28 protein-coding genes are annotated in these 24,905 nt (G+C 69.4%); 14 read left to right on the plus strand and 14 right to left on the minus strand.

From position 1 onward, the window contains the following. The first annotated feature begins 49 nt into the window (after positions 1-49). The 4 genes from AC1RL8_RS14210 (at position 50) to AC1RL8_RS14225 (ending at position 3,396) form a co-directional block, all read left to right on the plus strand. Positions 50-1,120: an AI-2E family transporter gene (locus tag AC1RL8_RS14210; protein ID WP_492684582.1), complete on the plus strand. Its 1,071-nt coding sequence runs from the start codon at positions 50-52 to the stop codon at positions 1,118-1,120. Between the two features lie 112 nt (positions 1,121-1,232). Next, a complete protein-coding gene (locus tag AC1RL8_RS14215; RefSeq protein ID WP_492684583.1) occupies positions 1,233-1,805 on the plus strand; it encodes an isochorismatase family protein in 573 nt (190 codons plus the stop codon). Continuing rightward, positions 1,802-2,431, plus strand: a complete 630-nt coding sequence (locus AC1RL8_RS14220) for a DJ-1/PfpI family protein (RefSeq protein ID WP_492684584.1) — start codon at positions 1,802-1,804, stop codon at positions 2,429-2,431. Before AC1RL8_RS14215 ends, AC1RL8_RS14220 begins: the two co-directional genes overlap by 4 nt. Continuing rightward, on the plus strand, positions 2,401-3,396 hold the full coding sequence (locus AC1RL8_RS14225) for a GlxA family transcriptional regulator (protein WP_492684585.1): 996 nt from the start codon (positions 2,401-2,403) through the stop codon (positions 3,394-3,396). Before AC1RL8_RS14220 ends, AC1RL8_RS14225 begins: the two co-directional genes overlap by 31 nt. Here AC1RL8_RS14225 and AC1RL8_RS14230 read toward each other — a convergent pair. Next, complete coding sequence (locus AC1RL8_RS14230; RefSeq protein WP_492684586.1) at positions 3,393-4,685, minus strand: RNA polymerase sigma factor; 1,293 nt, start codon at positions 4,683-4,685, stop codon at positions 3,393-3,395. The genes AC1RL8_RS14225 and AC1RL8_RS14230 overlap by 4 nt on opposite strands. 143 nt (positions 4,686-4,828) lie before the next feature. Between AC1RL8_RS14230 and AC1RL8_RS14235 the strand changes: the two genes are divergently transcribed. Next, positions 4,829-5,722, plus strand: coding sequence for a formylglycine-generating enzyme family protein (locus AC1RL8_RS14235; RefSeq protein ID WP_492684871.1), 894 nt, complete (start codon positions 4,829-4,831; stop codon positions 5,720-5,722). Positions 5,723-5,729: 7 nt separating this feature from the next. Here AC1RL8_RS14235 and AC1RL8_RS14240 read toward each other — a convergent pair whose 3' ends face one another. From AC1RL8_RS14240 to murJ, 5 genes are all read right to left on the minus strand, one after another. Continuing rightward, a complete protein-coding gene (locus AC1RL8_RS14240) occupies positions 5,730-6,149 on the minus strand; it encodes a YciI family protein (RefSeq protein WP_307694765.1) in 420 nt (139 codons plus the stop codon). 31 nt (positions 6,150-6,180) lie between these two features. Then, on the minus strand, positions 6,181-6,603 hold the full coding sequence (locus AC1RL8_RS14245) for a YciI family protein (protein WP_492684587.1): 423 nt from the start codon (positions 6,601-6,603) through the stop codon (positions 6,181-6,183). Between the two features lie 123 nt (positions 6,604-6,726). Further along, positions 6,727-7,155 (minus strand): bleomycin resistance protein, encoded by a 429-nt coding sequence (locus AC1RL8_RS14250; protein WP_056571928.1) that lies wholly within the window; start codon positions 7,153-7,155, stop codon positions 6,727-6,729. A gap of 14 nt (positions 7,156-7,169) precedes the next feature. Next, on the minus strand, positions 7,170-8,021 hold the full coding sequence (locus AC1RL8_RS14255) for a SirB1 family protein (protein ID WP_492684588.1): 852 nt from the start codon (positions 8,019-8,021) through the stop codon (positions 7,170-7,172). A 64-nt stretch (positions 8,022-8,085) separates the two neighbouring features. Further along, a complete protein-coding gene (gene murJ / locus AC1RL8_RS14260) occupies positions 8,086-9,639 on the minus strand; it encodes a murein biosynthesis integral membrane protein MurJ (RefSeq protein ID WP_070062311.1) in 1,554 nt (517 codons plus the stop codon). Between the two features lie 117 nt (positions 9,640-9,756). On the opposite strand from murJ, the gene rpsT reads away from it, so the two are divergent. Beyond that, positions 9,757-10,071, plus strand: coding sequence for a 30S ribosomal protein S20 (rpsT, locus tag AC1RL8_RS14265; RefSeq protein WP_056571937.1), 315 nt, complete (start codon positions 9,757-9,759; stop codon positions 10,069-10,071). Positions 10,072-10,234: 163 nt separating this feature from the next. On the opposite strand, the gene AC1RL8_RS14270 is transcribed toward rpsT, so the two are convergent. Further along, on the minus strand, positions 10,235-10,573 hold the full coding sequence (locus AC1RL8_RS14270; RefSeq protein WP_119558463.1) for a DUF3579 domain-containing protein: 339 nt from the start codon (positions 10,571-10,573) through the stop codon (positions 10,235-10,237). Between the two features lie 160 nt (positions 10,574-10,733). Between AC1RL8_RS14270 and AC1RL8_RS14275 the strand changes: the two genes are divergently transcribed. From AC1RL8_RS14275 to AC1RL8_RS14290, 4 genes are read left to right on the plus strand one after another with little or no spacing between them, the layout of a single operon-like run. Then, positions 10,734-11,945 (plus strand): aspartate aminotransferase family protein, encoded by a 1,212-nt coding sequence (locus AC1RL8_RS14275; RefSeq protein ID WP_492684589.1) that lies wholly within the window; start codon positions 10,734-10,736, stop codon positions 11,943-11,945. Then, positions 11,942-12,877: an ornithine carbamoyltransferase gene (argF, locus tag AC1RL8_RS14280; RefSeq protein WP_139706507.1), complete on the plus strand. Its 936-nt coding sequence runs from the start codon at positions 11,942-11,944 to the stop codon at positions 12,875-12,877. Before AC1RL8_RS14275 ends, argF begins: the two co-directional genes overlap by 4 nt. A 34-nt stretch (positions 12,878-12,911) precedes the next feature. Beyond that, positions 12,912-13,472, plus strand: a complete 561-nt coding sequence (locus AC1RL8_RS14285) for a hypothetical protein (RefSeq protein ID WP_492684590.1) — start codon at positions 12,912-12,914, stop codon at positions 13,470-13,472. Further along, positions 13,469-13,786 carry a YkgJ family cysteine cluster protein gene (locus AC1RL8_RS14290; protein WP_492684591.1) on the plus strand — a complete coding sequence of 106 codons (318 nt, stop codon included), beginning with the start codon at positions 13,469-13,471 and terminating at the stop codon, positions 13,784-13,786. Before AC1RL8_RS14285 ends, AC1RL8_RS14290 begins: the two co-directional genes overlap by 4 nt. 12 nt (positions 13,787-13,798) lie before the next feature. Here AC1RL8_RS14290 and AC1RL8_RS14295 read toward each other — a convergent pair whose 3' ends face one another. Then, positions 13,799-14,275: an Lrp/AsnC family transcriptional regulator gene (locus AC1RL8_RS14295; RefSeq protein WP_062477192.1), complete on the minus strand. Its 477-nt coding sequence runs from the start codon at positions 14,273-14,275 to the stop codon at positions 13,799-13,801. Positions 14,276-14,451: 176 nt separating this feature from the next. Here AC1RL8_RS14295 and kynB point away from each other — a divergent pair, with 176 nt between their 5' ends. The 4 genes from kynB (at position 14,452) to AC1RL8_RS14315 (ending at position 18,592) form a co-directional block, all read left to right on the plus strand. Beyond that, the gene (kynB, locus tag AC1RL8_RS14300; protein ID WP_159273237.1) at positions 14,452-15,096 is read left to right on the plus strand and encodes an arylformamidase; all 645 of its coding nucleotides are present in this window, start codon (positions 14,452-14,454) and stop codon (positions 15,094-15,096) included. Positions 15,097-15,110: 14 nt separating this feature from the next. Beyond that, positions 15,111-16,391 carry a kynureninase gene (gene kynU, locus AC1RL8_RS14305; protein ID WP_492684592.1) on the plus strand — a complete coding sequence of 427 codons (1,281 nt, stop codon included), beginning with the start codon at positions 15,111-15,113 and terminating at the stop codon, positions 16,389-16,391. Beyond that, positions 16,388-17,245, plus strand: coding sequence for a tryptophan 2,3-dioxygenase (gene kynA, locus AC1RL8_RS14310; protein WP_492684593.1), 858 nt, complete (start codon positions 16,388-16,390; stop codon positions 17,243-17,245). Before kynU ends, kynA begins: the two co-directional genes overlap by 4 nt. 93 nt (positions 17,246-17,338) lie before the next feature. Next, positions 17,339-18,592, plus strand: coding sequence for an SMI1/KNR4 family protein (locus AC1RL8_RS14315; RefSeq protein ID WP_492684594.1), 1,254 nt, complete (start codon positions 17,339-17,341; stop codon positions 18,590-18,592). A gap of 264 nt (positions 18,593-18,856) precedes the next feature. Here AC1RL8_RS14315 and AC1RL8_RS14320 read toward each other — a convergent pair whose 3' ends face one another. The 6 genes from AC1RL8_RS14320 to efeB form a co-directional block, all read right to left on the minus strand. Continuing rightward, a complete protein-coding gene (locus AC1RL8_RS14320) occupies positions 18,857-20,041 on the minus strand; it encodes an FAD-dependent monooxygenase (protein WP_492684595.1) in 1,185 nt (394 codons plus the stop codon). Between the two features lie 5 nt (positions 20,042-20,046). Then, positions 20,047-20,349, minus strand: coding sequence for a DUF6587 family protein (locus AC1RL8_RS14325; RefSeq protein WP_492684596.1), 303 nt, complete (start codon positions 20,347-20,349; stop codon positions 20,047-20,049). A 27-nt stretch (positions 20,350-20,376) separates the two neighbouring features. Then, positions 20,377-22,272 (minus strand): ferrous iron transport protein B, encoded by a 1,896-nt coding sequence (gene feoB / locus AC1RL8_RS14330; protein WP_492684597.1) that lies wholly within the window; start codon positions 22,270-22,272, stop codon positions 20,377-20,379. Continuing rightward, the gene (locus AC1RL8_RS14335) at positions 22,265-22,564 is read right to left on the minus strand and encodes a FeoA family protein (protein ID WP_070062301.1); all 300 of its coding nucleotides are present in this window, start codon (positions 22,562-22,564) and stop codon (positions 22,265-22,267) included. The genes feoB and AC1RL8_RS14335 overlap by 8 nt, the downstream gene beginning before the upstream one ends. A gap of 140 nt (positions 22,565-22,704) precedes the next feature. Continuing rightward, on the minus strand, positions 22,705-23,541 hold the full coding sequence (gene efeO / locus AC1RL8_RS14340; protein ID WP_492684598.1) for an iron uptake system protein EfeO: 837 nt from the start codon (positions 23,539-23,541) through the stop codon (positions 22,705-22,707). A gap of 44 nt (positions 23,542-23,585) precedes the next feature. Then, entirely contained in the window at positions 23,586-24,887 is a 1,302-nt protein-coding gene (gene efeB, locus AC1RL8_RS14345) for an iron uptake transporter deferrochelatase/peroxidase subunit (RefSeq protein WP_369629780.1), read from the minus strand. Between the last annotated feature and the right edge of the window lie 18 nt (positions 24,888-24,905).

Consider the following 24,905-nt stretch of genomic DNA (forward strand, 5'->3'; position numbering starts at 1 on the left):
CGCGCGCCCGTTCTTCTTTCTTTTTCTCACCGCACGCCCCGCTCCCCGGATGGCCACGCCGCTGCCCGACGCCACCCTCGCCGCCCCGCCCCCGGCCGCCGCCTCCCGCCACGTGGTACTGGCCAGCTACCTGCTGATGCTCGCGGGGCTGATGCTCGTGATGTGGCAGCACCTGCTGCCGGGGCTGCTGTGCGTGTGCATCGGCTTCCTGGTCGCACGCTGGTTCGCCCGGCTGCTGGGCGGCTGGCTGTCGCGCCTGAAGCCCCTGCGTTCCGGCGCCGACAGCCTGGCCCGGGTGGTGGCGGTCACGCTGGTGCTGCTGGGCCCGATCGGCCTGGTCACGCTGGGGTTCTCCCAGGCGCGCGAGTACGTGCTCGATGCGCCCGACCAGTACCGCGAACTGCTCGACTACACGGCCCGCACGGTGCTCGAACTGCGCTCCAAGCTGCCGCCCGACATCGCCGTCTACCTGCCCGAGGGCGCGGCCGAGGTGCAGCGCATCGTCGCCAACTACCTGCGCACGCAGGCCGGCTCGCTCGCCATGGCCGGGCGCGCCTGGCTGGGCGGGCTGCTGTTCGCCTACGTGGGCCTGATCATCGGCGCGCTGGCCGCCGTGGCACCGCCGCCGGCCCAGCGCCGGCCACTGGCGCAGCAGATGTTCCAGCGCATCACCACCTTCGGCGAGGCCTTCGGCCAGATCGTGGCGGCGCAGTTCTGGATCGCCGCCTTCAACACGCTGCTGACCGCGATCTTCCTGCTGTTCCTGATGCCGCTGTGGGGCCTCGAGCTGCCCTACACGCCCGCGCTCATCACGCTGACCTTCGTGGCCGGACTGGTGCCGATCGTGGGCAACCTGGTCTGCAACTCGGTGATCACGCTGGTGGCGCTGTCGGTGTCGCCGGTCACGGCCGCGGCCTGCCTGGCCTTCCTGATCCTGATCCACAAGGCCGAGTACGTGATCAACGCCAAGGTGGTCGGCGCGCGCACGCAGATGCGCGTCTGGGAGCTGCTGTCGGTGATGTTCGTGGCCGAGGCGGTGTTCGGCCCCGCCGGGCTGGTGGCCGCGCCGCTGTACTACGCGTACCTGAAAAAAGAACTGCACGCGGGCGGCCTGGTCTAGCGACCAGGCAATGTCCTGATCTGATCGGTTCCGGTCCGCATCGGCGCGGACGAAGCGCTGGCGGCGTCCAAGAATAGGCGGCATCATCCACTTTGCCTTGCCCGCCGCCGCCATGACCACCTGTCTGATTGTGATCGACGCCCAGGAATCGTTCCGCCACCGCCCCTACTGGAACGCCGCCCTGCTCGCGCCCTACCTCGAGGCCCAGAACGCGCTGATCGCCGGCGCCGTGGCGGCCGGACTGCCCGTCGTGCGCGTCTTCCACGTCGACGCGCCGCCATCGCCGGCCAACCCCTTCGCGCTCGAATCGGGCCACGTGCGCCCGATCGAGGGCCTCGCGCCCTTCGAGGCCGCCGCCACCTTCACCAAGCACCGCCACAGCGCGCTGGTCAACAGCGGCCTGGACGTATGGCTCACGCAGCACGGCATCCGCCGCCTGATCGTGAGCGGCATCCGCACCGAGCAATGCTGCGAAACCACCACGCGCCACGCCTCGGACCTGGGCTGGGAGGTCGACTATGTGACCGACGCCACCCTCACCTTCGACATGGTGCAGCCCGACGGCCGGCCGCTGTCGGCCGCCGACATCAAGGCGCGCACCGCGACCGTGCTGGACGGGCGCTTCGCCACGGTCTGCAGCGTGGCGCAGGCACTTGAACGCGCCACGGAAAGCGCCGCTGCATGACCCCGCTGCGCGTGCGCATCCTGGCCTACGACGGCGTCGAGGCGCTCGATTTCGCCGGCCCCTTCGAGGTCTTCACCACCGCTGCCCGCGTCCACCAGCGCCTGCAGCCGGGTTCGCCCGCGCCGTTCGAGGTCGCCTCGGTCGCCCACACCCGCGCCGGGGAACCGGTGCAGGCGCGCGCCGGCCTGCGGCTGCTCGCCGACCACACGCTGGCCGATGCCGCCGCCACCGCCGACGTGCTGGTCGTCCCCGGCGGCGTGGTCGACGCGCCCATGGCGAGCCCCGACACCCTGCGCTGGATCGCCCGGTGCGCGGCCGGCGCGCAGCTCGTCGCCTCGGTCTGTACCGGCGTCTTCCTGCTGGCGCAAAGCGGCGTCGTGACGCGCGAGGCGGTCACCACGCACTGGGAAGACCTCGCCGACCTGCGCGCGCAGTTCCCGCAGCTCGACGTGCGCGACGGCGTGCGCTGGGTCGACACCGGCCGCATCGTCAGCTCGGCCGGCATCAGCGCGGGCATCGACATGAGCCTGCACCTGGTCGAACGCCTGGCCGGGCGCGAACTGGCCGAGCGCACGGCGCGCCAGATGGACTACACATGGACCCGCAACGAGCACCCCTCCGCGTAGTTTTCGTGCTCCTGCCCGACAGCCTGGTGCTCGACTGGGCCGGGCCGGCCGAGGCGCTGCGCATCGCCAACCAGCGGCTGCGCGCGGCGGGCCAGCCCGAGCGCTTCGTCATCGAATTCGCGGGGCCGCGGCCGACCGTCATGGGCTCGGTCGGCGTCGCGCTGTCGGGGCTGTCGCCATTGCCGACGCAGTGGGACGGCCCGGGCTGGGTGGTGCTGGTCGGCCTGCCGGGCGACACCATCGCGACCGACACGCCCGAGGCGCAGGACCTGCTGCACTGGCTGCGCGGCCAGCGCTTCACGCGCGGCGGCGTCGAGCTGGTCACGGTCTGCGCGGGCGCGCTGCTCGCGGCGCACGCGGGCGCGCTCACGGGGCGGCGCGTCACCACGCACCACCATCACCTGGACGAGCTGCGCACCGTGGAGCCGCGCTGCGAGGTGGTGAGCAACCGCGTGTTCGTGATCGACCCGCCGGTCTACAGCAGCGCGGGCGTCACGACGGGCATCGACCTGATGCTGCACCGCATCGCCGACACCTGCGGCGAGGCGCTGGCGGCCCAGGTGGCACAGGCGATGGTGGTCGCGCTGCGGCGCGGCCCGCACGACCCGGAGCTGTCGCCCTTTCTCGCCTACCGCAACCACCTGCACGCGGCGCTGCACCGGGTGCAGGACGCGGTCAGCGAGCAACCGCAGGCCGACTGGAGCGTGCCGCGCATGGCCGAGGTCGCCCACACCTCGGCGCGGCACCTGACGCGCCTGTTCGTCGAGCACGCGGGCGTGGCGCCGCTGGCCTATCTGCGCCGGCTGCGGCTGGCCGCCGCGCAACTGGCGCTGGCCTCGGGCGCCAGCGTGACGCGGGCGGCCGAGCTGTCGGGCTTCGGCTCGGACACGCAGCTGCGCCGCGCGTGGCACCAGTTCGGGTTGCCGGGCTCGCCCTCCGCGGGCACGTCCGCGCCCGTCCGCTAAGGCTTGTCGCCGCAGGCCTCGGCGCGCGCCCGCAGCAGCGCCTGTTCGCGCGTGTTGCGCGTGAGCGAGGCAGCGCGCTGGAACTCCCGGCGCGCCTCGTCGCGGCGGCCCAGCTTGAAGAGCAGGTCGCCGCGCACGGTCGGCAGCAGGTGGTAGCCCTTCAGCGCCGGCTCGTCCTGCAGCGCATCGACCACCTCCAGCCCGGCCGCCGGCCCGAAGGCCATCGACAGCGCGACCGCGCGGTTCAGCTCGACGATGGGCGACGGCGACAGCACGGCCAGCGCGTCGTACAGCGCCGCAATGCGGGCCCAGTCGGTCTCGCCCGCGGTGCGCGCGCGGGCGTGGCAGGCGGCGATGGCGGCCTGCAGCGCATAAGGGCCGAGCGCGCCGCCCAGCGCTTCGGCGCGCGCCAGCGCCGCCAGGCCGCGGCGGATCAGCATCGGGTCCCAGCGCGCGCGGTTCTGGTCGAGCAGCAGCACCGGCTCGCCTGAGGCCCCCACGCGCGCGGCGGTGCGCGAGGCCTGGATTTCCATCAGCGCGACCAGCCCGTGCACCTCGGCCTGGCCGGGCACCAGCTCGGCCACGATGCGGCCCAGGCGCAGCGCCTCGTCGCACAGCACGGGGCGCATCCAGTCGTCGCCGGCGGTGGCCGAGTAGCCTTCGTTGAAGATCAGGTAGAGCACCTCGAGCACCGAGGCCAGCCGGGCTTCGAGCTCGTGGCGTCGCGGCACCTCGAAGGGCACGCGCGCCTCCGCCAGCGTGCGCTTGGCGCGCACGATGCGCTGCGCCACGGTGGCCTCGGGCACGAGAAAGGCGCGCGCGATCTCGTCGGTCGTGAGGCCGCCCATCAGTCGCAGGGTGAGCGCCACGCGCGCCTCGGTCGAGAGCACGGGATGGCAGGCGGTGAACACCAGGCGCAGCAGGTCGTCGCCGATGTCGTCGTCGAGCGCCGCATCCACCGCCTGCGCGAAGTCGGCCTGCGCCATGGCGTGCAGCGCGTCGAGCTCGCGGCCGATCTCGGGCGCCTTGCGCTCGGCCAGCTGCACGTGGCGCAGGCGGTCGAGGGCGCGGTGCTTGGCCACCTGCGTGAGCCAGGCGGCGGGGTTGTCGGGCACGCCGTCGACGGGCCACTGCTCGAGCGCGGTCACCAGCGCGTCCTGCGCCAGCTCTTCGGCCAGGCCCACATCGCGCACCTTGCGCGCGAGCGCGGCGATGATCTTCGCGGACTCGATGCGCCAGACCGCCTCGATGGCGCGGTGGATGGCGGCGGTGTCTGGTCCGCGGCTCATGCCGCCTCGCTGCGGCCCGGCGAGCCGGATAGCATGCGGCCATGACACCACGCCTCGTCTTGTGGAGCCTGGGTTTCGCGTTCGGCCTCGCCTGCGGCGGCGTGCGGGCGGACGACCTTGCCGTGGAACGCAACAGCCTGGGCATGGCCTTCGTGCGATTGCCGGCCGGCGAATTCCTCATGGGCAGCGACGAGGCGCCCGAGGCGCTGGCACGCGACTACCCCCAACTGCCCAAGGAGCGCTTCACCCAGCTGGCCGACGAAGGGCCGGTGCACAAGGTGCGCATCACACGGGCGTTCTGGATGGGCCGGCACGAGGTGACGGTGGGCCAGTTCCGGCGCTTCCTCGAGGCCTCGGGCCACGTGCCCGAATCGGTGGCCGACGGCACCGGTGGCTACGGCTGGCGCGCCGACTACGACCCCGCCACCACGCGGCGCGGCGACGCCTTCGAGGGCCGCGACCCGCGCTACTCGTGGCGCAACCCGGGCTTCGCGCAGGGCGACGACCACCCGGTCGTCAACGTGAGCTGGAACGACGCGCAGGCGCTGGCCGCCTGGCTGAGCAAGACGGAGGGCCGGCGCTACCGCCTGCCGACCGAGGCCGAGTGGGAGTACGCCTGCCGCGCCGGCACGCGCACGCGCTACAGCACAGGGGACGATCCGGCCACGCTGCTGCGCGGGGCCAATGTGTTCGACACGCGCAGCGCCGCCCATTGGCCGCGCTGGCGTGCGATGGCGCTCGCGGGCGACGACGGTTTTGCCTTCACCGCCCCGGTCGGCAGCTTCGCGCCGAACGCCTGGGGCCTCTACGACATGCACGGCAATGCGTGGGAGTGGGTGGCCGACTGGCATGGCGACGAATACTACGCGCGCTCACCGGTCGACGACCCCCAGGGCCCGGTCACGGGCACCGTGCGGGTGCGCCGCGGGGGCTCCTGGCACACCTGGGCTTTCTATGCCCGCTCGTCGTACCGCAACTGGAATGCGCCGGACACGCGCTACACGCTGGTGGGCATCCGGCTGGTGCGGGAAGACTAGAGTCGGCTCACTTCTTCAGCGTCTGCTGCATCGACGTGAACTCGCTCGCCACGTCCTGCACCTCGGGCGAGAAGTCCTCCATCTCCTGCACCTGGCGGATCTCGATGACCTCGTTCTCGCTGCCCGGGCAGCGGCTCGCCCATTCGATGGCCTCGGCGCGCGAGGCGACGTCGATCAGCCAGTAGCCGCCCAGCACTTCCTTGACCTCGGCGAAGGGGCCGTCGACCACCTTCGGCTTGCCGCCCGGAAAGCTCACGCGCGCGCCCATCGACGGCGGATGCAGGCCCTCGCAGCCGATCAGCACGCCGGCCTTCTGCAGGGACTCGTTGAAGGCCATCATCGACCCCACGCGTTCGACGTCGTCGGGCACGGTGCCGGGCGCGGCGTTTTCGTAGCCGTGGGGAATCATCAGCAGCATGAATCGCATGATCGTTTCTCCTTCGAGGAATGGATGAAGTTCAGCGACCGGCCTTGGCAGCCGACTCGGCGCGCAGACGGTCTTCTTGGGCCAGCAGCTCGGGCGTCATGGCCTCGCCGAAATCGGTGGCCTCGAAGACCTGGCGGATCTCGATCTCGCCTTCTTGGAACGGGCTGCGCTTGATCCATTCAATGGCCTCTTCCTTCGACTTGACCTGCAGCAGCCAGAAGCCTGCGAGCAGTTCCTTGGTCTCGGTAAAGGGGCCGTCGATGACGGTGCGCTTCTTGCCTTCGTAGCGCACGCGCGCGCCCTTGGACGACGGGTGCAACCCCTCGCCCGCCAGCAGCACGCCGGCCTTGACCAGTTCCTCGTTGAACCGGCCCATCTCGGTGAGGAGCTCGGTGCTCGGCATCACGCCGGCTTCGGAATCCTTGCTCGCCTTGACCAGAACCATGAATCGCATGTCGTTTCTCCTGAAAGTGGGTAGGGATCGGGAGACGCCGGAATCTGCGTGCTCCTGTTCACACGTCGCGCGAGCGGGCCACGGATCGACACGGCCGCATCGATCTGTTTGTAATTTTGTGTTTCAGAGATAGCCGCAGAACCGCAGCACGTGGCCGTCGGGTTCGCGGATCGCGAATTCGCGCAGGCCCCAGGGCTGGGAAGTGGGCGGCTCGATGATGGTCACGCCGCGCTTCACATAGGCGGCGTGCAGGCCGTCGATGTCCTTGCCGACGTGGATCACGATTTCGCCGCGCCACGGCCGGGCTTCGCGGCTGCCGCATTGCCACAGGCGCAGGTACACGGGGTCGCCATAGCTGCGGTCGCCCTTCATCACGCGGGCGTAGCTGGGCGGCTCGCCGGCGATGAAGTCGATCTCGAAACCCAGCACCTCGGAAAACCAGCGCGCGGCGCGCGAGACGTCGGACACCGGCAACACCGGCTGCACGCCGTGGAATTCGTGCAGCGTGCCCAGGTCGGGCGCCGCGCTCACGCCGGTGCGGGTGTCGGTCATGGCGTTGGGCCTGGTCAGTTGGCCAGGCGCCGCAGCAGCGCCACGCGCTCGGCGATCGCATCGATGTCGAGCGCGTCTTCGGCGTTGGCGAGGTAGGTTTCGAGGTCGCGCACGGCCAGCGCCGCGTGGCCCTGCTCGGCATGCGCCACGCCGCGGTCGCGGTGCTCGCCCCAGGCGGTGGGCAAGAGGGCAATGAGGCGGTTCTGCACCGCGATGTAGCGCGGCCAGTCTTCCTGCGCGTGGTGCACTTCCTTCAGGTTGCGCAGCATGCGCGCGATGATCTCGCGCGGGCTCGCGGGCTGCAGGTACAGGCCCAGCGGCACGTCGAACTCGCCGACCAGCCCGTTGCCACGCTTGTAGGGTTCGAGCCGCTCGCCCAGCTCTTCGCGCGAGAGCGACTTGCCGGAGAACGGGTCGATCACGACCTGCCCCTTGGGCAGCGTGACCTTGACCATGAAATGCCCCGGGAAGCTGATGCCGCGCGTCTGCAGGCCCAGGCCCTGGGCCAGTTCCATCCACAGCACGGCCAGCGAGATCGGAATGCCGCGGCGGGTGCGCAGCACGGCGTTCAGGTAGCTGTTGTCGGGGTCGTAGTAGTCGTTGACGTTGCCGCCGAAATTCAGGTCGCTGAAGAAGAACTGGTTCAGCGCGCGCAGCCGGGCCAGCGGCGCGGCGTCGGCCGGCAGGCGGCGCTTGAGGCGCGCGAGCAACTGGTCGACGTCGCCCAGCACCTGCTGCACGTCGAGTTCGGGGTATTCGTCCTGCGCGATGCTGGCGGCCGCTTCGAGCAGCGGAAAGTGGTCATCGCTGCCGACCAGCGACTCGAAATATTCCAGTGCCGTGGGAACCTGGTAGCTGAACGTCATATGGCTTTGTAGAGGAGCCCGCGGGGAGCGTCAAGGCAGTGTTTTCCGGCTCGCCAACGGCGCTTCAGCGGCGCATGAAACTGCGCAGGCGCACGCCTGCGGCGGTGAGCACGGCGAAATAGAGCAGCGCGGCGCCGGCGATGAGCGCGGCCAGAAGGCCGATGCGGTGCAGGCGCTGCGCGCGCAGGCCGACCCAGTCGAAATAATGCGCGCCCCAGGCCAGCAGGGCCGCCAGCACCACGGTGCCCAGCAGCACCTGCAGCGCAAACTTGCCCCAGCCGGGCTCGGGGGTGTAGCTGCCGCGTCGGATCAGGCCGATCAGCAGCCACAGCGCGTTGACCAGCGCCCCGATGCCGATGGTCAGTGTGAGCGCCGCGTGCTGCAGCAGCGGCACCAAGAAGAAGTTGAGCACCTGCGTGAACACCAGCACCGTCACGGCGATCAGCATGGGCGTGCGCGTGTCGTGCTTGGCGTAGTAGCCGGGCGCGAGCACCTTGACGGCCACGAGGCCGACCAGCCCCACGCCGTAGCCCATGAGCGCCACGGTGGTGCGGCCGACGTCCTCGCCGGTGTAGGCGCCGTTGTGGAACAGCACCGCCACGAGCGGCTTGGCGAACAGCAGCAGCGCCACGGCGCACGGCGCCGCCAGCAGCACCACGAGGCGCAGGCCCCAGTCGAGCAGCGAGGAGTAGCGCGCGTCGTCCTTGGCGGCGCGGGCGCCCGCGAGCTGCGGCATCAGCACCACGCCCAGCGCCACGCCGAGCATGGCGGTGGGGAATTCCATCAGCCGGTCGGCGTTGGTGACCCAGGTCACGCTGCCGGTGGCCAGGTGCGAGGCGATCTGCGTGTTGATGAGCAGCGAGATCTGCGCCACGCTCACGCCCAGCAGCGCCGGCAGCATGAGCTTCATGACCTTGCGGGTGGTCGGATCGGTCCACGCGGCGCGCAGCGCCTTGAAGCTGGCGCCGATGCGCGGCAGGAGCCCCAGCGCGCGCAGCGCCGGAATCTGCAGGGCCAGCTGCAGCACGCCGCCGACCATCACGCCCACGCACTGGGCGTAGATCGGCTCGATGCCATAGCGGCGAAACAGCGGCGCGCCGATGGAGATCGACAGGATCAGCGCGATGTTGAGCAGCACCGGCGACGCCGCCGGCACCGCGAACTTGCGCCAGGTGTTGAGAATGCCGCCCGCCAGCGCCACCAGCGACATGAAGCCGATGTAGGGGAACATCCAGCGCGTCATGACCACGGCGGCGTCGAAGCCCTGCAGGCCGCTGGCCATGGCCCAGACCAGCAGCGGCGCGCCGGCCACGCCGGCCACGCACAGCACCACCAGGGCCCAGGTCAGCAGCGTGGCGACGTGGTCGACCAGCTCCCGGGCGCCCTCCTGCCCCGCCTCGGTCTTGCGCGCGGCCAGCACCGGCACGAAGGCCTGGCTGAAGGCGCCCTCGCCGAACACGCGGCGAAACAGGTTGGGGATGCGAAAGGCGACGTTGAAGGCGTCGGTGAGCGCGCTGACGCCGAACACCGAGGCAAACAGCACGTCGCGCACGAGGCCCGTGATCCGCGAAGCGAGGGTCAGCAGGGAGACGGTGGAGGCGGATTTGAACAGGGACACGGGGCGAGTGTAGGGCTGCGAAAGGTGGCAAAAGCAGGCAATTCGGCAAAAACCGGAACCCGGCCTATAATGGAGGGCTTTGCTGCATCATCCTCAGACACCTAAGGAACACTAAATATGGCATCCGCCAAGCCCAAGAAGAAGAACCCGCGCCTCGCGTCGGGCCGCAAGCGCGTCCGCCAGGACGTCAAGCTCAACGCTGCGAACACCTCGCTGCGCTCCAAATACCGTACCGCTGTCAAGAACGTCGAAAAGGCTGTTCTGGCTGGCGACAAGACCAAGGCAAGCGAACTGTTCGCGAAGGCCCAGAGCATCGTCGACACCGTCGCCGACAAGGGCATCTTCCACAAGAACAAGGCCGCCCGCGACAAGAGCCGCCTGTCGGCCAAGGTCAAGGCCCTCGCCCTGGCGCCTGAAAAGGCCGCCGCCTGACACCTGTCAGGCAAGCCCGGACCGGAATCCTCCGGTCCGCCGTTTGATCGGGGTGCGCTGCAGCAAGCAAAAGTGAAAAACCGCCTTCGGGCGGTTTTTTCATGGGTGCTCGAAAAGCACCCAGGCCAGAGCGGCCTGCACAGAAAAGAAAAAGGCCTGGAAGTCAGGCCTTTTTGGGAGGGGGCGGCGTGTCCGCCGGGTCGGGCACCAGGCAGGCCTCGGCCACCTGCAGGTTGTTGTCTTTGGCGAAGTTCACGCAGAAGTCCCAGGCCATGGGCTCGGCGTCGCGCAGGGCGCGGTTCACCACCACGCATTTCACGCCGTTGATGGTCGTGGGAATGCACCAGGGCGAGTAGCTCAGGTGGCTGCCCGGGTAGGCGCCGCCGGGGCGGAAGGAGCACATGACGCCGGCGAGGCGTTCGGCCCAGTCGCTGGGACGAAAAGTGCGGCCATCGTGGGTGATGCCCTGGATGAAGATTTCTTTGGCGTTGGGGGAAATCATCGTGAAGTGAGGCGACCGGAACAGGTGCTGCGGTGCAGCAAGCGATTGTATCCGGGGCCCTTTTTGCATCCTGAATGGGGGGCATTGCTGTGATGCGGAATCCTCAACGAAGCCGTCAAACCGCACGCCTAGAATTCGCGTTCCCTATCTGGAGAACCGAATGAGCGCCACCGCCCAGCAACCCACCTCGCCCCACGTCATGAACACCTACGGTCGCCTGCCGATCGCGCTGTCGCACGGCCAGGGCTGCCGAGTCTGGGACACCACGGGCAAGGCCTACCTCGACGGTCTGGGCGGCATCGCCGTCAACACGCTGGGCCACAACCACCCCGAGCTGGTGCCCGCCCTGCAGGACCAGCTGACCAAGCTGATCCACAGCTCCAACTACTACCACGTGACCGGCCAGGAACAGCTCGCCACCAAGCTCACCGAGCTGTCGGGCCTGACCAACGCTTTCTTCTGCTGCACCGGCCTGGAAGCCAACGAAGCGGCCCTGAAGCTGGCCCGCAAGTACGGCCACGACAAGGGCATCGAGCGCCCCGAGATCGTCGTCTACGAAGCCGCCTTCCACGGCCGCAGCATCGCCACGCTGTCGGCCACCGGCAACCCCAAGGTGCAGGCCGGCTTCGGCCCGCTGGTCGAAGGCTTCATTCGCGTGCCGCTGAACGACATCGAGGCGCTGAAGAAGGCCACCGAAGGCAACCCCAACGTGGTCGCCGTGTTCTTCGAAACCATCCAGGGCGAAGGCGGCATCAACCCGATGCGCGTCGACTACCTCAAGCAAGTGCGCGCGCTGTGCGACGAGCGCGACTGGCTCATGATGATCGACGAAGTGCAATGCGGCATGGGCCGCACCGGCAAGTGGTTCGCCCACCAGTGGGCGGGCATCAAGCCTGACGTGATGCCGCTGGCCAAGGGCCTGGGCTCGGGCGTGCCGATCGGCGCCGTCGTGGCCGGCCCCAAGGCCGCCAACATCTTCGGCCCGGGCAACCACGGCACCACCTTCGGCGGCAACCCGCTGGCCATGCGCGCCGGTGTGGAAACCATCCGCATCATGGAAGAGCACAAGCTGCTCGAGAACGCCGCCACCGTCGGCGCCCACCTGAAGGCCGCGCTGGAACGCGAAATCGGCAGCTTGCCGGGCGTGAAGGAAATCCGCGGCCAGGGCCTGATGCTGGGCATCGAGCTCGACCGCCCCTGCGGCGCGATCCTGAACCGCGCCTGCGACGCCGGCCTGCTGCTGAGCGTGACGGCCGACAAGGTGATCCGCCTCGTGCCGCCGCTCATCCTGAGCATTGCCGAAGCCGACGAGATCGTCGCGATCCTCGCGCCGATCGTCAAAACCTTCCTCTCGGAGCCTGTTGCGCAATGACGACCGCCGCCGCACCGAACGCCCTGCGCCACTACCTGCAGTTCTCGGACCTCACGGCCGACGAGTACGTCTACCTCTTCGATCGCATGGCGATCATCAAGAAGAAGTTCAAGACGTACGAAAAGCACCAGCCGCTGGTCGACCGCACGCTGGCCATGATCTTCGAGAAGGCCAGCACGCGCACCCGCGTGAGCTTCGAGGCCGGCATGTACCAGCTCGGCGGCAGCGTGGTGCACCTGACCACGGGCGACAGCCAGTTGGGCCGCGCCGAGCCCATCGAGGACAGCGCCAAGGTCATCAGCCGCATGGTCGACCTGGTGATGATCCGCACCTACGAGCAGACCAAGATCGACGCCTTCGCCGCGCACTCGCGCGTGCCCGTCATCAACGGCCTGACCAACGAGTTCCACCCCTGCCAGATCCTGGCGGACATCTTCACCTACATCGAGCACCGCGGCTCGATCCAGGGCAAGACGGTGGCGTGGGTCGGCGACGGCAACAACATGGCCAACACCTGGCTGCAGGCCGCCGAGATCCTGGGCTTCACGGTGCACGTGAGCACGCCCAGCGGCTACGAGGTCGACCAGTCGATCGCGGGCATCCGCTCGGGCGACAGCTACAAGGTCTTCCAGGACCCGATGGAAGCCTGCCGCGGCGCCGACCTCGTCACCACCGACGTGTGGACCAGCATGGGCTACGAGGCCGAGAACGAGGCGCGCCGCAAGGCCTTCGCCGATTGGTGCGTCGACGAGGACATGATGCGCATCGCCCAGACCGACGCCCTCTTCATGCACTGCCTGCCCGCGCACCGCGGCGAGGAAGTGCAGGCCGAGGTCATCGACGGCCCGCAGTCGGTCGTGTGGGACGAGGCCGAGAACCGCCTGCACGCGCAAAAAGCGCTGATGGAGTTCCTGCTGCTCGGCAGGCTCTGACAGGCACCGAACCGCTGAACCACCCAGGCGCCGCATGGAGCTGATGAACCGCTACCTGCCGCGCTACCAGTTCGCGGAGACGCACAGCCTCCACGTGCCCGCGTCGCCCGCGCGCGTGCTCGACATGGCGGCCCGGCCCGAGATCACCGACGACCCCGTGGCGCGCAGCCTGATCGCGCTGCGCGAACTGCCGAACCGGTTGGCCAGCCGGCTCGGCCTGGCCGCTCCCACGCTGCGCCAGCGCGAGGCCTTCGGTTTTGCCGACTTCACGCCGCTGGGACGCGACGGCGAGCGCGAACTGGCCTTCGGCCTGGCCGGCCGCTTCTGGCGCTTCGACTACGGCCTGGTCCCGCTGGCCGACGGCCCGGCCTTCGCCGCGCTCGATGCCACGGGCCTAGCCAAGCTGGTGCTTCACTTCACGGCCGAGCCCGAGGGCACGGGCACGCGCCTCACCACCCGGACCCGGGTCTGGTGTGGCGATGCCGCCGCGCAGCGCCGCTTCACCGCCTACTGGCTGCTGATCCGACCCGCGAGCGGGCTGATCCGCCGCCGCATGCTGCAGCGCGTGCGTGACGCCGCGCTGCTCGCCCCATGAATCCCTGCCAGACCTGCGGCGCCTGCTGCGCCAGCTACCGCGTCGACTTCAGCGTCCACGAGCTCGACGACCACGGCGGCCGCGTGCCCTCGGGCCTGGCGGTCGACGTGAACGACGCCCTGTGCCGCATGCGCGGCACCGACCACACGCCGGCGCGTTGCGCCGCGCTCACCGGCAAGATCGGCCAGTCGGTGGCTTGCGGCATCTACGAATGGCGGCCGAACCCTTGCCACGAGCTGCAGGCCGGCAGCGACGCCTGCCAGCGCGCGCGCCTGCGGCATGGGCTGCCCCTGCTGGCCGACGAGCTGCACTGACGACAGGTCGACTCAGGCCACGGGCACCGGTAACCCGCCGAGCTGCCCCTTGAACTCCTGCAGCGAGAAATGCGTCTGCACATGGCGCACGCCCGGCAGCCGGTGCAGCTTGCGCTGCAGCAGGTCGGAATACGCATCGAGGTCCTTCGCGACCACCACGAGGATGAAATCCGCCGGCCCCGAGATGCCGTGGAACATCACCACCTCGGGAATGGCGCACACCGCGTCCTCGAAGGCGCGCGACGAAATTTCGGTCTGGTGGTCGATGCCGACCATCACGAAGGCCAGCACGCCGAAGCCCAGCGCGCGCCGGTTCAGGCCCGCGTGGTAGCCGCCGATCACGCCGTCGTCCTCCAGCTTTTTCACCCGCCGCCAGCACGGCGACTGCGACAGGTGCGCCATCTGCGCCAGCTCGCCCGAGGTCAGGCGGGCGTTGTCCTGCAGCGCGCGCAGCAGCTGGAGGTCGGTTCGGTCGAGGTCGGCTTGCATGATTTGTTCTCCATTTCCTGTCGATTGAATAGATTATTCAATCTTTCGATGATTGATGGATAACTTCTCGACTCAAGGCAGCCACTGCGCATAGCATTCGACACCCGCCGGCCCCTTGTGGACCGACTCCAACCGGCCCACACTGCCCTTTTTCTTCCTTCGCCCTGCCGCCCGCCATGACCGCCCCGCTCCGACTCTGGGACATCTCCGCCCCCGTGCACGCCGGCAGCCCGGTGTTCCCGGGCGACACGCCGTATTCGCAGCAGTGGTGCGCCACCATCGGCCCCGGCTGCCCGGTCAACGTGAGCGCGATCACGCTGTCGCCGCACGTGGGCACCCATGCCGACGCGCCGCTGCACTACGCCCCCGAAGGCCAGACCATCGGCCAGGTCGACCTCACGCCCTTCCTCGGCCCGTGCCGCGTGATCCATGCGATCGGCCGCGGCCCGCTGGTCACCTGGGAGCACATCGCCCATGCCGTGAACGACACGCTGCCCCCGCGCGTGCTCGTGCGCACCTACCCGGCCATGCCCGTCGACCGCTGGGACCCGCAGCTCGCGGCCTACGCGCCCGCCACCGTCGAACGCCTGGCGGCCATGGGCGTGAAGCTCATCGGCATCGACACCGCCAGCATCGACCCGGCCGACAGCAAGACGCTCGACAGCCACCAGCGCATCCGCCACCTCGACCTGCGCGTGCTCGAGAACCTCGTGCTCGACGACGTGCCCGAGGGCGACTACGAACTCATCGCGCTGCCGCTCAAGCTGACGAGCGCCGATGCATCCCCCGTGCGCGCCGTGCTGCGCGAACTTCCCCGCTGAAACCCCTCCCTTCCATGACGACGACCCTCGCCGACTGCCGCGCCCTCGACGCGCAAGACCCGCTGCGCGCCCTGCGCGACCAATTCACCCTGCCCGAGGGCGTGCTCTACCTCGACGGCAATTCGCTCGGCGTGCTGCCCAAGGCCGCGCCCGCGCGCATCGCCGAGGTGGTGGCCAAGGAATGGGGCGAAGGCCTGATCCGCTCGTGGAACACCGCGAGCTGGTTCGACCTGCCGCAGCGCCTGGGCGACAAGGTGGCCCGCCTGATCGGCGCCGCGCCCGGCGAGGTGGTGTGCACCGACAGCACCTCCGTCAATCTCTACAAGGTGCTGTTCGCCGCGCTCTCACAGCAGAAGGCGAGCGGCCGCAAGCTGGTGATCAGCGAGCGCAGCAACTTCCCGACCGACCTGTACATCGCCGAATCGCTGTGCCGTGAACGCGGCTTCACGCTGAAGCTCATCGATGCGAGCGAACTGGCCACCGCACTGACCGACGAAGTCGCCGTGCTCATGCTCACGCACGTCAACTACCGCACCGGCGCCATGCACGACATGAAGGCCGTCACCGCCGCCGCGCACGCCGCGGGCGCGCTCACCGTGTGGGACCTGGCGCACAGCGCGGGCGCCGTGCCCGTGGCGCTCAACGACAGCGGCGCCGACTACGCGATCGGCTGCGGCTACAAGTACCTCAACGGCGGCCCCGGCGCGCCGGCCTTCGCCTGGGTGAACACCAAGCACGCAGGCCAGTTCGAGCAGCCGCTGTCGGGCTGGTGGGGCCACGCGGCGCCCTTCGAGTTCACGCCGCACTACCGCCCTGCCCCGGGTGTCGGCCGCTACCTGTGCGGCACGCAACCGGTCATCGCGCTGGCGGGCCTCGAATGCGGCCTCGACACCGTGCTGGCCGCCGAAGCCTTCAACGGCACCGGCGGTGCGATGGCCGCGCTGCGCATCAAGTCGCTCGCGCTCACCGACCTGTTCATCCGCCTCGTCGAAGAACGCTGCGCCGGCCAGGGCCTGTCGCTCGTCACGCCGCGCGACCACGCGCTGCGCGGCTCGCAGGTGTGCCTGAGCCGCGAGGAAGGCGCCTACGCCATCGTGCAGGCGCTGATCGCGCGCGGCGTGATCGGCGACTACCGCGCCGGCGATTCGCAGATGCCCGACATCCTGCGCTTCGGCTTCACGCCGCTGTATGTCGGCTTCGAGGACGTGTGGCACTCGGTCGAACACCTCGTGCAGGTGCTCGAGACCGGCGAGTGGCGACGCGCCGAATTCAACCGCAAGAACGCAGTGACATGAGCACCGACAACGACAACAAGACCCCCGAGTCCATCGTCCACGAAGAGAAGGCACAGCTGGACTTCAGCAAGTCCATGAGCTACGGCGACTACCTGCACCTCGACGAGATCCTGAACGCGCAGCACCCGCTGTCGCCCGCGCACGACGAGATGCTGTTCATCGTGCAGCACCAGACCAGCGAGCTCTGGATGAAGCTCATGCTGCACGAGCTGCACGCCGCCGTGCGCTGCATCGCGCAAGAGCGGCTGCCCGACGCCTTCAAGATGCTCGCGCGCGTGAGCCGCATCATGGAACAGCTGGTGAGCGCGTGGACCGTGCTCTCGACCATGACGCCGCCCGAGTACACGGCCATGCGCCCCTACCTCGCCAACTCCAGCGGCTTCCAGAGCGCGCAGTACCGCTGCATCGAGTTCCTGCTCGGCAACAAGAACGCCGCCATGCTCAAGCCCCACGCGCACCGCGCCGACCTGCTCGCGCAGGTGGACGCGGCCTACCGCGCGCCCTCGCTCTACGACGAATCCCTGCGCCTGCTCGCACGCCACGGCCTGCCCGTGCCCGCCGACCGCCTGGAGCGCGACTGGACCCAGCCCTACGAATCGAGCGACGGCGTCGAGGCCGCCTGGCTCACGGTCTACCGCAACCCGCACGACCACTGGGACCTGTACCAGCTCGGCGAAAAACTCACCGACCTCGAAGACGCCTTCCGCCTCTGGCGCTTCCGCCACGTGACCACGGTCGAACGCGTGATCGGCTTCAAGCGCGGCACCGGCGGCACGGGGGGCGTGAGCTACCTGCGCAAGATGCTCGACGTGGTGCTGTTCCCCGAGATCTGGAAGCTGCGCACCGACTTGTAGCGCGACATGCGGGGCTCGCGGTGGCCCCGGGCGAACGAGGGTTGCTCCCTCGGCGCAAAGCGCTACATTTTGGAGAACACGGAGGCTGCCGCCATGAACAACAACACCTCGTTCTCTGTTGAAGAGCTCTCCACCTTGCGCGAACACGGCGTCGTGCTGTTCGCCGATCGCGTGATCTTCGACGCGCAACCGCCGATGCCGCAGCAGCAGATCGACGCGGTGCAGGCCCTGTGCGCCGGCCCGCTGCCGGAAGCGCTGGTCGCGCTGTGGCAGCACACGGCGGGCGGGCGCCTCGACTACGACCTCGCGTTGCCGATGAACGGCAACGTCGAGAGCGTCAGCTGGTCGGAGCTGTTCTGGGACGGCAGCGACGGCTACCGCGACCTGCAGGGCTGGATCGAACACGAACAGGAACTCGCCGAGGAAGCAGCCGAAGACGGCGGCACGCCCTGGAGCGGCAAGCTCACGCACCTGCCCTTCGGCGGCTTCGAGTACTGCGACCGCGTCTACGCGGTGGTCGAGCCCGGCGCCACGCACGGTCAGGTCATCGCGTGGAAGCAGGGCCTGCCGCCGGCCTGGACCCACGCGTTGCACGAGGACGGCCTGAGCCCCGTGGCCGCCGACCTGTATGGCGCCTTCGCGGCGCTGCATCTCGACGAAGACCCGCTGGCGCCGACGGGCGACTACTTCTCGGGGCAGGCGCTGCTCGCCTACCTCGACGACCGCCACGAAGGCTACGGGCTGGACCTCGACCTGATGGACAAGCTGGTCACCTTCTATTGCCGCGCCATCGTCGACTGGCGCACCCCGCTTGCAGACGGCACGCTGCGCCATCACCCGGCGCTCGCACGCGCGGCACTGCGCCACGCGATTGCCACCGACGACGCTGCGCTGGTCGCCGAACTTGCCGCCGCAGGCCTGAACTTCGAAGGGCCGCATGAAGGCAGTGCACTCGCCACCGACGTGGCCGTGGGACACAGCGCCTTCGCCGCCGCGGCAGCGCTGGTGCGCGCAGGCGCGCCGGTGGCATCCGACGTGCTGCGCAACATCGACGGTCAGATCTCGCCCGAACTCACGCGCGCCCTGCTGGACAACGGCGCCGAGCCCACCGTGGCGGCCATCGTGAAGTGCGCGGCCTGCGGTGCGCCCGCCAGCGCGCACCTGATCGCCGACGCCTGCGCGCAGATCGGCATCGACGTGCCGCCGGCCTTCGTGGCGGATCGCGATGCGATGTTGGTCGAACTGGAAACCACGCTCGCGCAGATGCGCGATGGGACGCATGGGCATTACCTGGGGCAGGAAGGCTTGGCCGAGCGCATCGAGCATCTGCAGACGTTCCGGCTCTGATTTTTTTCAGGGCGACGCTCACGCCGACGGGGCACCTTGCTCCGCGAATGTCCCCCGGCCTGCGGCCTCCTCCTTGATTTCGCTGCGCAAGGCACCCCATCGGCGTGAGCGTTGGGCAGTGCGGTTGTTGATCGGCTACACACCAGCGCGGCGTCCCGTGCCCAGGACACTGGGTGCTTCCCGCAGCGAAATCAAGGAGGAGGGCGAAGCCCCGGGGGACATTCGCGGAGGGAAGTACCCGGTGGCCTGGGCACGCGCCCTGGATCAGCCGCCGTACAGCCAGGGCTGATCGAGCAACCGGGAGCCCAGCAAGCGCATCGCCATGTCACGCCCGAAGCGCACCGCACCCGTGGCATGAAAGATCTCGCCGTTGCGACGCGCCCGCGCCTGCACTTGCGCGTTGCGTTCCCAGCGCGCCTCGGCATAGCGCGCGAACGCAGCCGGTACACCCAGCGCCGAGGTATCACCCAAGGCATCCGCCAACGCGACCGCATCTTCGATCGCCATGCCAGCGCCTTGCGCGAGGTACGGCACCATCGGATGCGCAGCATCGCCCACCAGCGCGACGCGCTCATGCGCCATGTCGCCAGGTCCAGCCACAGGCGCCCGATCGCTTAGCGTCCACGCACGCCAACTCGGCATCGCATCGAGCAATGACTGAAGGCTCGCACAGCTGCGCCCCATCGCCTGCTTCAGCGCGACAAGGCTGCTGGCCTGATCCCAATCGCGCGCATCGCCAGCCGGTGCAGATTCGGCAATCACAACGACGTTGAGCGCATCCCCCGCGCGCACCGGGTACGCGACCGCATGCAACCGCGGCCCGAGCCACACATCGACGCGCGAACGACGCAGCGCCGCAGGCAGGTCAGCCTGCCGCACCAGCGCACGCCAGGCCGTGTGGCCCGTCACGCGCGGCGGCGCTTCGGCAGATGCGGATTCGAGTTGCGCCCGCACCAGGCTCCACAGGCCATCGGCGCCCACGAGCGCCTCGCCCTCCCACGCACGCGCGTCGGTGCTCGAGACGCAGACCAGGTCGTCGCTGGTCTCGACCTGCCGGATGCGCGCGGCCGTGACCAGCGAGCCCGTGCCCTGCGCACGCACGGCATCGAGCAGCAGCGTGTGCAGGTCGGCGCGGTGCACGCAGCAGTACGGCGCGCCGTAGCGCTGCTGCATGGCATCGCCCAGCGGCATGCGGGCCAGTTCGGCGCCGCTGCCGGCGCTGTGGACCACCAGCGCCTCGGGGCGCGCCGCGATGGCGACGAGGCCGCGGCCGAGGTCGAGCTGTTGAAGGCGGCGGGTGGCGTTGGGGCCAAGCTGCACACCGGCGCCGATTTCGCCGAACTCGGCGGCCTGTTCGAAGACGTCGGCGCGGTGCTTGGCGCGGGACAGCGCCAGCGCCGTGGCCAGCCCTCCGATCCCGCCCCCGGCGACGAGGATGTGCGCGGGCATCGGACTCAGTGTCCGGTGCTGGGCGTGGTGGAAGTCAGCGCGGGGCTGCTGTGGCTGTCGGCCGGGTCGGCGCCAGCGGGTTTCTTGGGGGCACAGCTGCCGCAGCTGTCGCACGAGCCGCAGCCCGAGGTCTTGGCCAGCGAGGCGGCAAGCTGATCGGCGCGGGCCTGATCGATGAGGCCCGCGCGCTGCGTGCCGGCCGCGAACTTGCGCGCGGCGCCACGGCGCCAGCCGGCAGGCATCCAGCGCCAGACCGCGTAGAGCGCGGCGGCCGCGACGATCAATCCGACGATCAGTTGCTGTGTCATGTCTTCTTCAACCCTTTCCCTGTGGTTTTACCCCGCGCCGAAAGCGAGTGCAATGCGATAGGTCAAGAAGCATGCCACGTATGCCAGGGCGAATAAGTAGCCCGCCATGATCCACACGTATTTCCAGGAGCCGGTTTCGCGCTTGACGGCCGCCAGCGTCGAGATGCACTGCGGCGCGAACACGTACCAGACCAGCAGCGACAGCGCGGTCGCCAGCGACCAGCTGCCGGCGATGAGCGGCTCCAGCGCGCTGGCCACGTCGTCGCCGGTGGCCGAGAGCGCATACACCGTGCCCAGCGCGCCCACCGCGACTTCGCGTGCGGCCATGCCCGGCACCAGCGCGATCGAGATCTGCCAGTTGAAGCCGATGGGCGCGAAGATGTGCTCCAGCCCGCGGCCGATCATGCCGGCCAGGCTGTACTGGATGGCGGGGCCGGTCGCGCCTTCGGGCGGCGACGGGAAGGTCGACAGGAACCACAGCAGGATCGTGAGCGTAAGGATGATCGTGCCCACGCGCTGGATGAAGATCCAGGCCCGCTCATACAAACCCAGCAGCAGGTTGCGCGGGTTCGGCCAGCGGTAAGCCGGCAGTTCCATCAAGAGCGGCGAGTGCCGCGTGCTGTCGCGAAAGCGCTTCATCACCCAGGCCACGGCCATCGCCGAGACGATGCCGAACACATACAGCGCGAACAGCACCACGCCCTGCAGATTGAAGATGCCGCCCACCTCGCGCGCCGGAATGAAGGCCGCGATGAGCAGCGCATACACCGGCAGCCGCGCCGAGCAGGTCATGAGCGGCGCGATCATGATGGTCGTGATGCGGTCGCGCCAGTTGCTGATGGTGCGCGTGGCCATCACGCCCGGAATGGCGCAGGCAAAGCTCGACAGCAGCGGAATGAACGAGCGGCCCGACAGGCCCACGGTGCCCATCAGGCGGTCGAGCAGGAAGGCCGCGCGCGGCAGGTAGCCGGAGTCTTCGAGCGCCAGGATGAACAGGAACAGGATCAGGATCTGCGGCAGGAACACGATCACACCGCCCACGCCGGCAATGACACCGTCGACCAGCAGGCTCTGCAGCATGCCTTCGGGCATGTGCGTCTTGATGAGGTTGCCCAGCCCTTCGGTGCCGGCCTTGATGGCGTCCATCGGCACGTTGGCCCAGCTGAACACGGCCTGGAACATCAGGAACATGGTGACCGCCAGCACCAGCATGCCCCACACCGGGTGCATCACGACGCGGTCGATGCGGTCGCTGGTGTCCAGGCTGCCCACGGGCTCCTTCACGGCCAGGCCGAGGATGCGGCGCACCTCACGTTGCGTAGCGAGCACGTCGTCCAGCCCGGGCGCCTTCCAGGGTTGGGGCGCCGCGGCGGCGACCGGTGCGTCGAGCGCCTCGAGCAGGTTCTTCGCGCCGCCGGTGTGGACACCCACGGTCTCGATCACCGGCACGCCGAGTTCGCGCGAGAGCACGGCGGTGTCGACCGCGATGCCCTGCTTCCTGGCCATGTCGGTCATGTTGAGCGCCACCACCATCGGCAGGCCGAGCTGGCGCGCTTCGAGCACGAGCCGCAGGTTCAGGCGCAGGTTGGTGGCGTCGGTCACGCACACGAGCAGGTCGGGCAGCGCTTCCTGCGCCTGGCCGGTGACGATGTCGCGCGTGACGGCTTCGTCGGCGCTCAGCGCGTTCAGGCTGTAGGCGCCCGGCAGGTCGAGCACGAACACGCGGCGGCCGGTGGGCGTGCGCAGCGTGCCTTCCTTGCGCTCGACGGTCACGCCGGCGTAGTTGGCCACCTTCTGGCGGCTGCCGGTCAGCAGGTTGAAGAGCGCGGTCTTGCCGCAGTTCGGGTTGCCCAGCAGCGCGATGCGCGCGGGCTGCGCGGTGGCGCCGAGGCGGCCCGGCCCCTGGATGACGGCTTCAACCATGGTTCGCAGCTCCCGGCGTGACGTGGATCAGCGCGGCCTCGTGGCGGCGCAGCGCGAAGGTGGTGTGGCCCAGGCGCACGGCCAGCGGCTCGCGGCCCGGAGTGCCGGTGGCGACGATGCGCACGGCCTCGCCCGGCACGAAGCCGATTTCGGTCAGGCGCAGCACCAACTCGCGGTCGTCCGCGCTGTCGGGGCGGGCCACGTCGAGCACGGTGGCCCACTGATGGGACGGAAGCTGGTCGAGGCTCAGCGCGGTGGTGGTCGGCGCTGCGCCGAGGTCGTTGTTTCGCACGGTGGAGGTGCGCCCCCCGGAAACCCCGGGGCACGCCAGTAAGCAAAAGCCAGATGCTAGCAATTCTCACTCGCGAAAACCTGACCAACCCCAAAAAGTACCGGGTCAGCCGGAAATGAGCGCGTCCCGCGGGGCCGGACTCAGTTCAATCCGAGCATCCCGCGCAGCTTGGACAGGTCTTCGGCCAGCGTATTCACCCGGCCGGCCAGCATCTTGCGGTCGCGCTCGGTGAGCTTCGAATAGGTTTCGAAGCCGCCGTCGGCCGTGCGGTACTTGGCCAGCGTGTCGAACACCACCTTGAAGTTGGCGTCGGCCTTCTCGGCAAACGGCTTGTCCTGCTTCACGACCAGCGGGCGCAGCAGCTCGACGATCTTGTAGGCGCCCTCGAAGTTCGACTGGAAGTCCCACAGGTCGGTGTGGCTGTAGCGGTTTTCCTCGCCGGAAATCTTGGTGGCGGCCACCTCTTCCATCAGCACGGCGGCGCCGCCCACGACCTTCTCGGGCGGGAAGGTCAGCGCGCCCAGGCGCTTTTGCAGCTCGAGCACGTCGGCCAGCAGCTTGTCGGCCACGGGGTTCAGGTCCTTGGTGCTCTTGAGCGTCCACAGGCTGTACTCGATGCGGTGAAAGCCGATGAAGGCCGGGTCTTTCTCGGCCTTCTCGTGGTCGTCCGCGCGCGAGTCGATCGACTGGTCGAGGTCGGTGAACAGCTCGGCCACGGGCTCCACGCGCTCGTAGCTGGTGCGCGTGGGCGCGTAGAGCTTCTTGGCCTTCTCGATGTCGCCGGCCTTCACGGCGGCGGTGAACACGCGCACGTCGGCGGCCAGCTTGCGCACGTTCTGCGTCACGTAGATCTTGTAGTCCGAGATCGGACCGACCAGCTCGAGCGGCGACACGGCGGCCTGCGAACCGACGGCGTAGAGCCCGGCAAAGCCTGCGACGAAAGCGGCGAGGAAGCGGCGGCGGAACTGCACGGTCATGGATCTCCTTGGATGCGGTGCGGTGGTGATGAAAAAGGGAGCGATCAGGCGGCCAGCAGGCTGCGCCCGAGCCAGTCGTCGGTGCCCTGCACGCCGGGCAGCGTGAAGAAGAAGCCGCCGCCGATGGGCTTGATGTATTCCTCGAGCGGCTCGCCATCGAGGCGCGTCTGCACGGCGACAAAGCCCTTCTCGAGGTCGGCCTGGTAGCAGATGAACAGCAGGCCCATTTCGAGCTGGCCCGACTTGGTGACGCCGTTCGAATAGTTGAAGGGCCGGCGCAGCATCAGGTTGGCGTCCGAGGCCTTGGTGCGCGGGTTCGCCAGGCGGATGTGCGCGTCCATCGGCGTCGCCTTGCCTTCGGGGTCCTTCGTGTAGTCGGGCACGTCGTGCTCGGTCTTGCCGCCGTCCAGTGGCGCGCCGCTGGGTTTGAGGCGCCCCATGATGGCCTCCTGCTCCTGCAGCGGCGTGCGGTCCCAGCGCTCGACGAAGTTGCGGATGATGCGCACCGCCTGATAGCTGCCACCCACGGCCCAGGCCGGCTCGTCGCCGTTCGGCTGCACCCAGACGTGCTTGTTCATGAGCGTGTCGTCCGCCGAGTCGGGGTTGGCCGAGCCGTCGCGAAAACCGAGGAAGTTGCGCGCGCTCTCGGCGGGCTGGCCCGCCACGGCCGGGATCGGCGGCACGGAGCCCTCCTGCTTCCAGTGCAGCACCAGCAGGTCGGGCGTGTTCTTGATGATGTCGCGCAGCGCGTGGATGTTGGTGTCGGGCGTGTTGGCGCAGAACTGGATCGACAGGTCGCCGTGGCACAGCGCGGCGTCGAGCGCGTCGTTCGGGTGGCGCTGCATCGGCTTCAGGCGCAGCGGCTTCTTCTTGTCGAGACCGAAGCGCTCGTCGAACAGCGAGGCACCGACCGACACCGTCACGGTGAGCCCGTCGGGCTGCACCACCGGGCCGAGGATGCCGGAGCCCGCGGGCGGCAGCTTGGGGTCGGGGTCGGTCTGCGGACCGCCCTGCGTGAGGAAGGCGATGCGCTCGGTGAGCGTGCGCATCAGCCGCTCCAGGTCGGCGCGGTTCTCGGCCAGCACGTAGAACGAGGCGATCATGCCGGCCGTGGGGCGCGGCGTGACGACGCCTGCCTGGTGCTTGCCGCGGAAGGGCACGCGGTCTTGCGTGTGGGTGCTCTGCGGCGCGTCGGTGACCTGCGCGCCGGTGTCGGGCGGGCCCGGAATGGCCGCGCCGGCGCGCGCGCTGGCGGCGAGCCCGGCAAAGGCCACGCCCGCGGCGCCGAGCATGCGGCGGCGGTGCGGCGAGGCAGGAGCGGTGTCGTTCTTCTTCGTCGGTTCCATGGGGTCGTCGTTCTCTCT

Source organism: Variovorax sp. GW822-FHT04E09, from assembly GCF_058800845.1.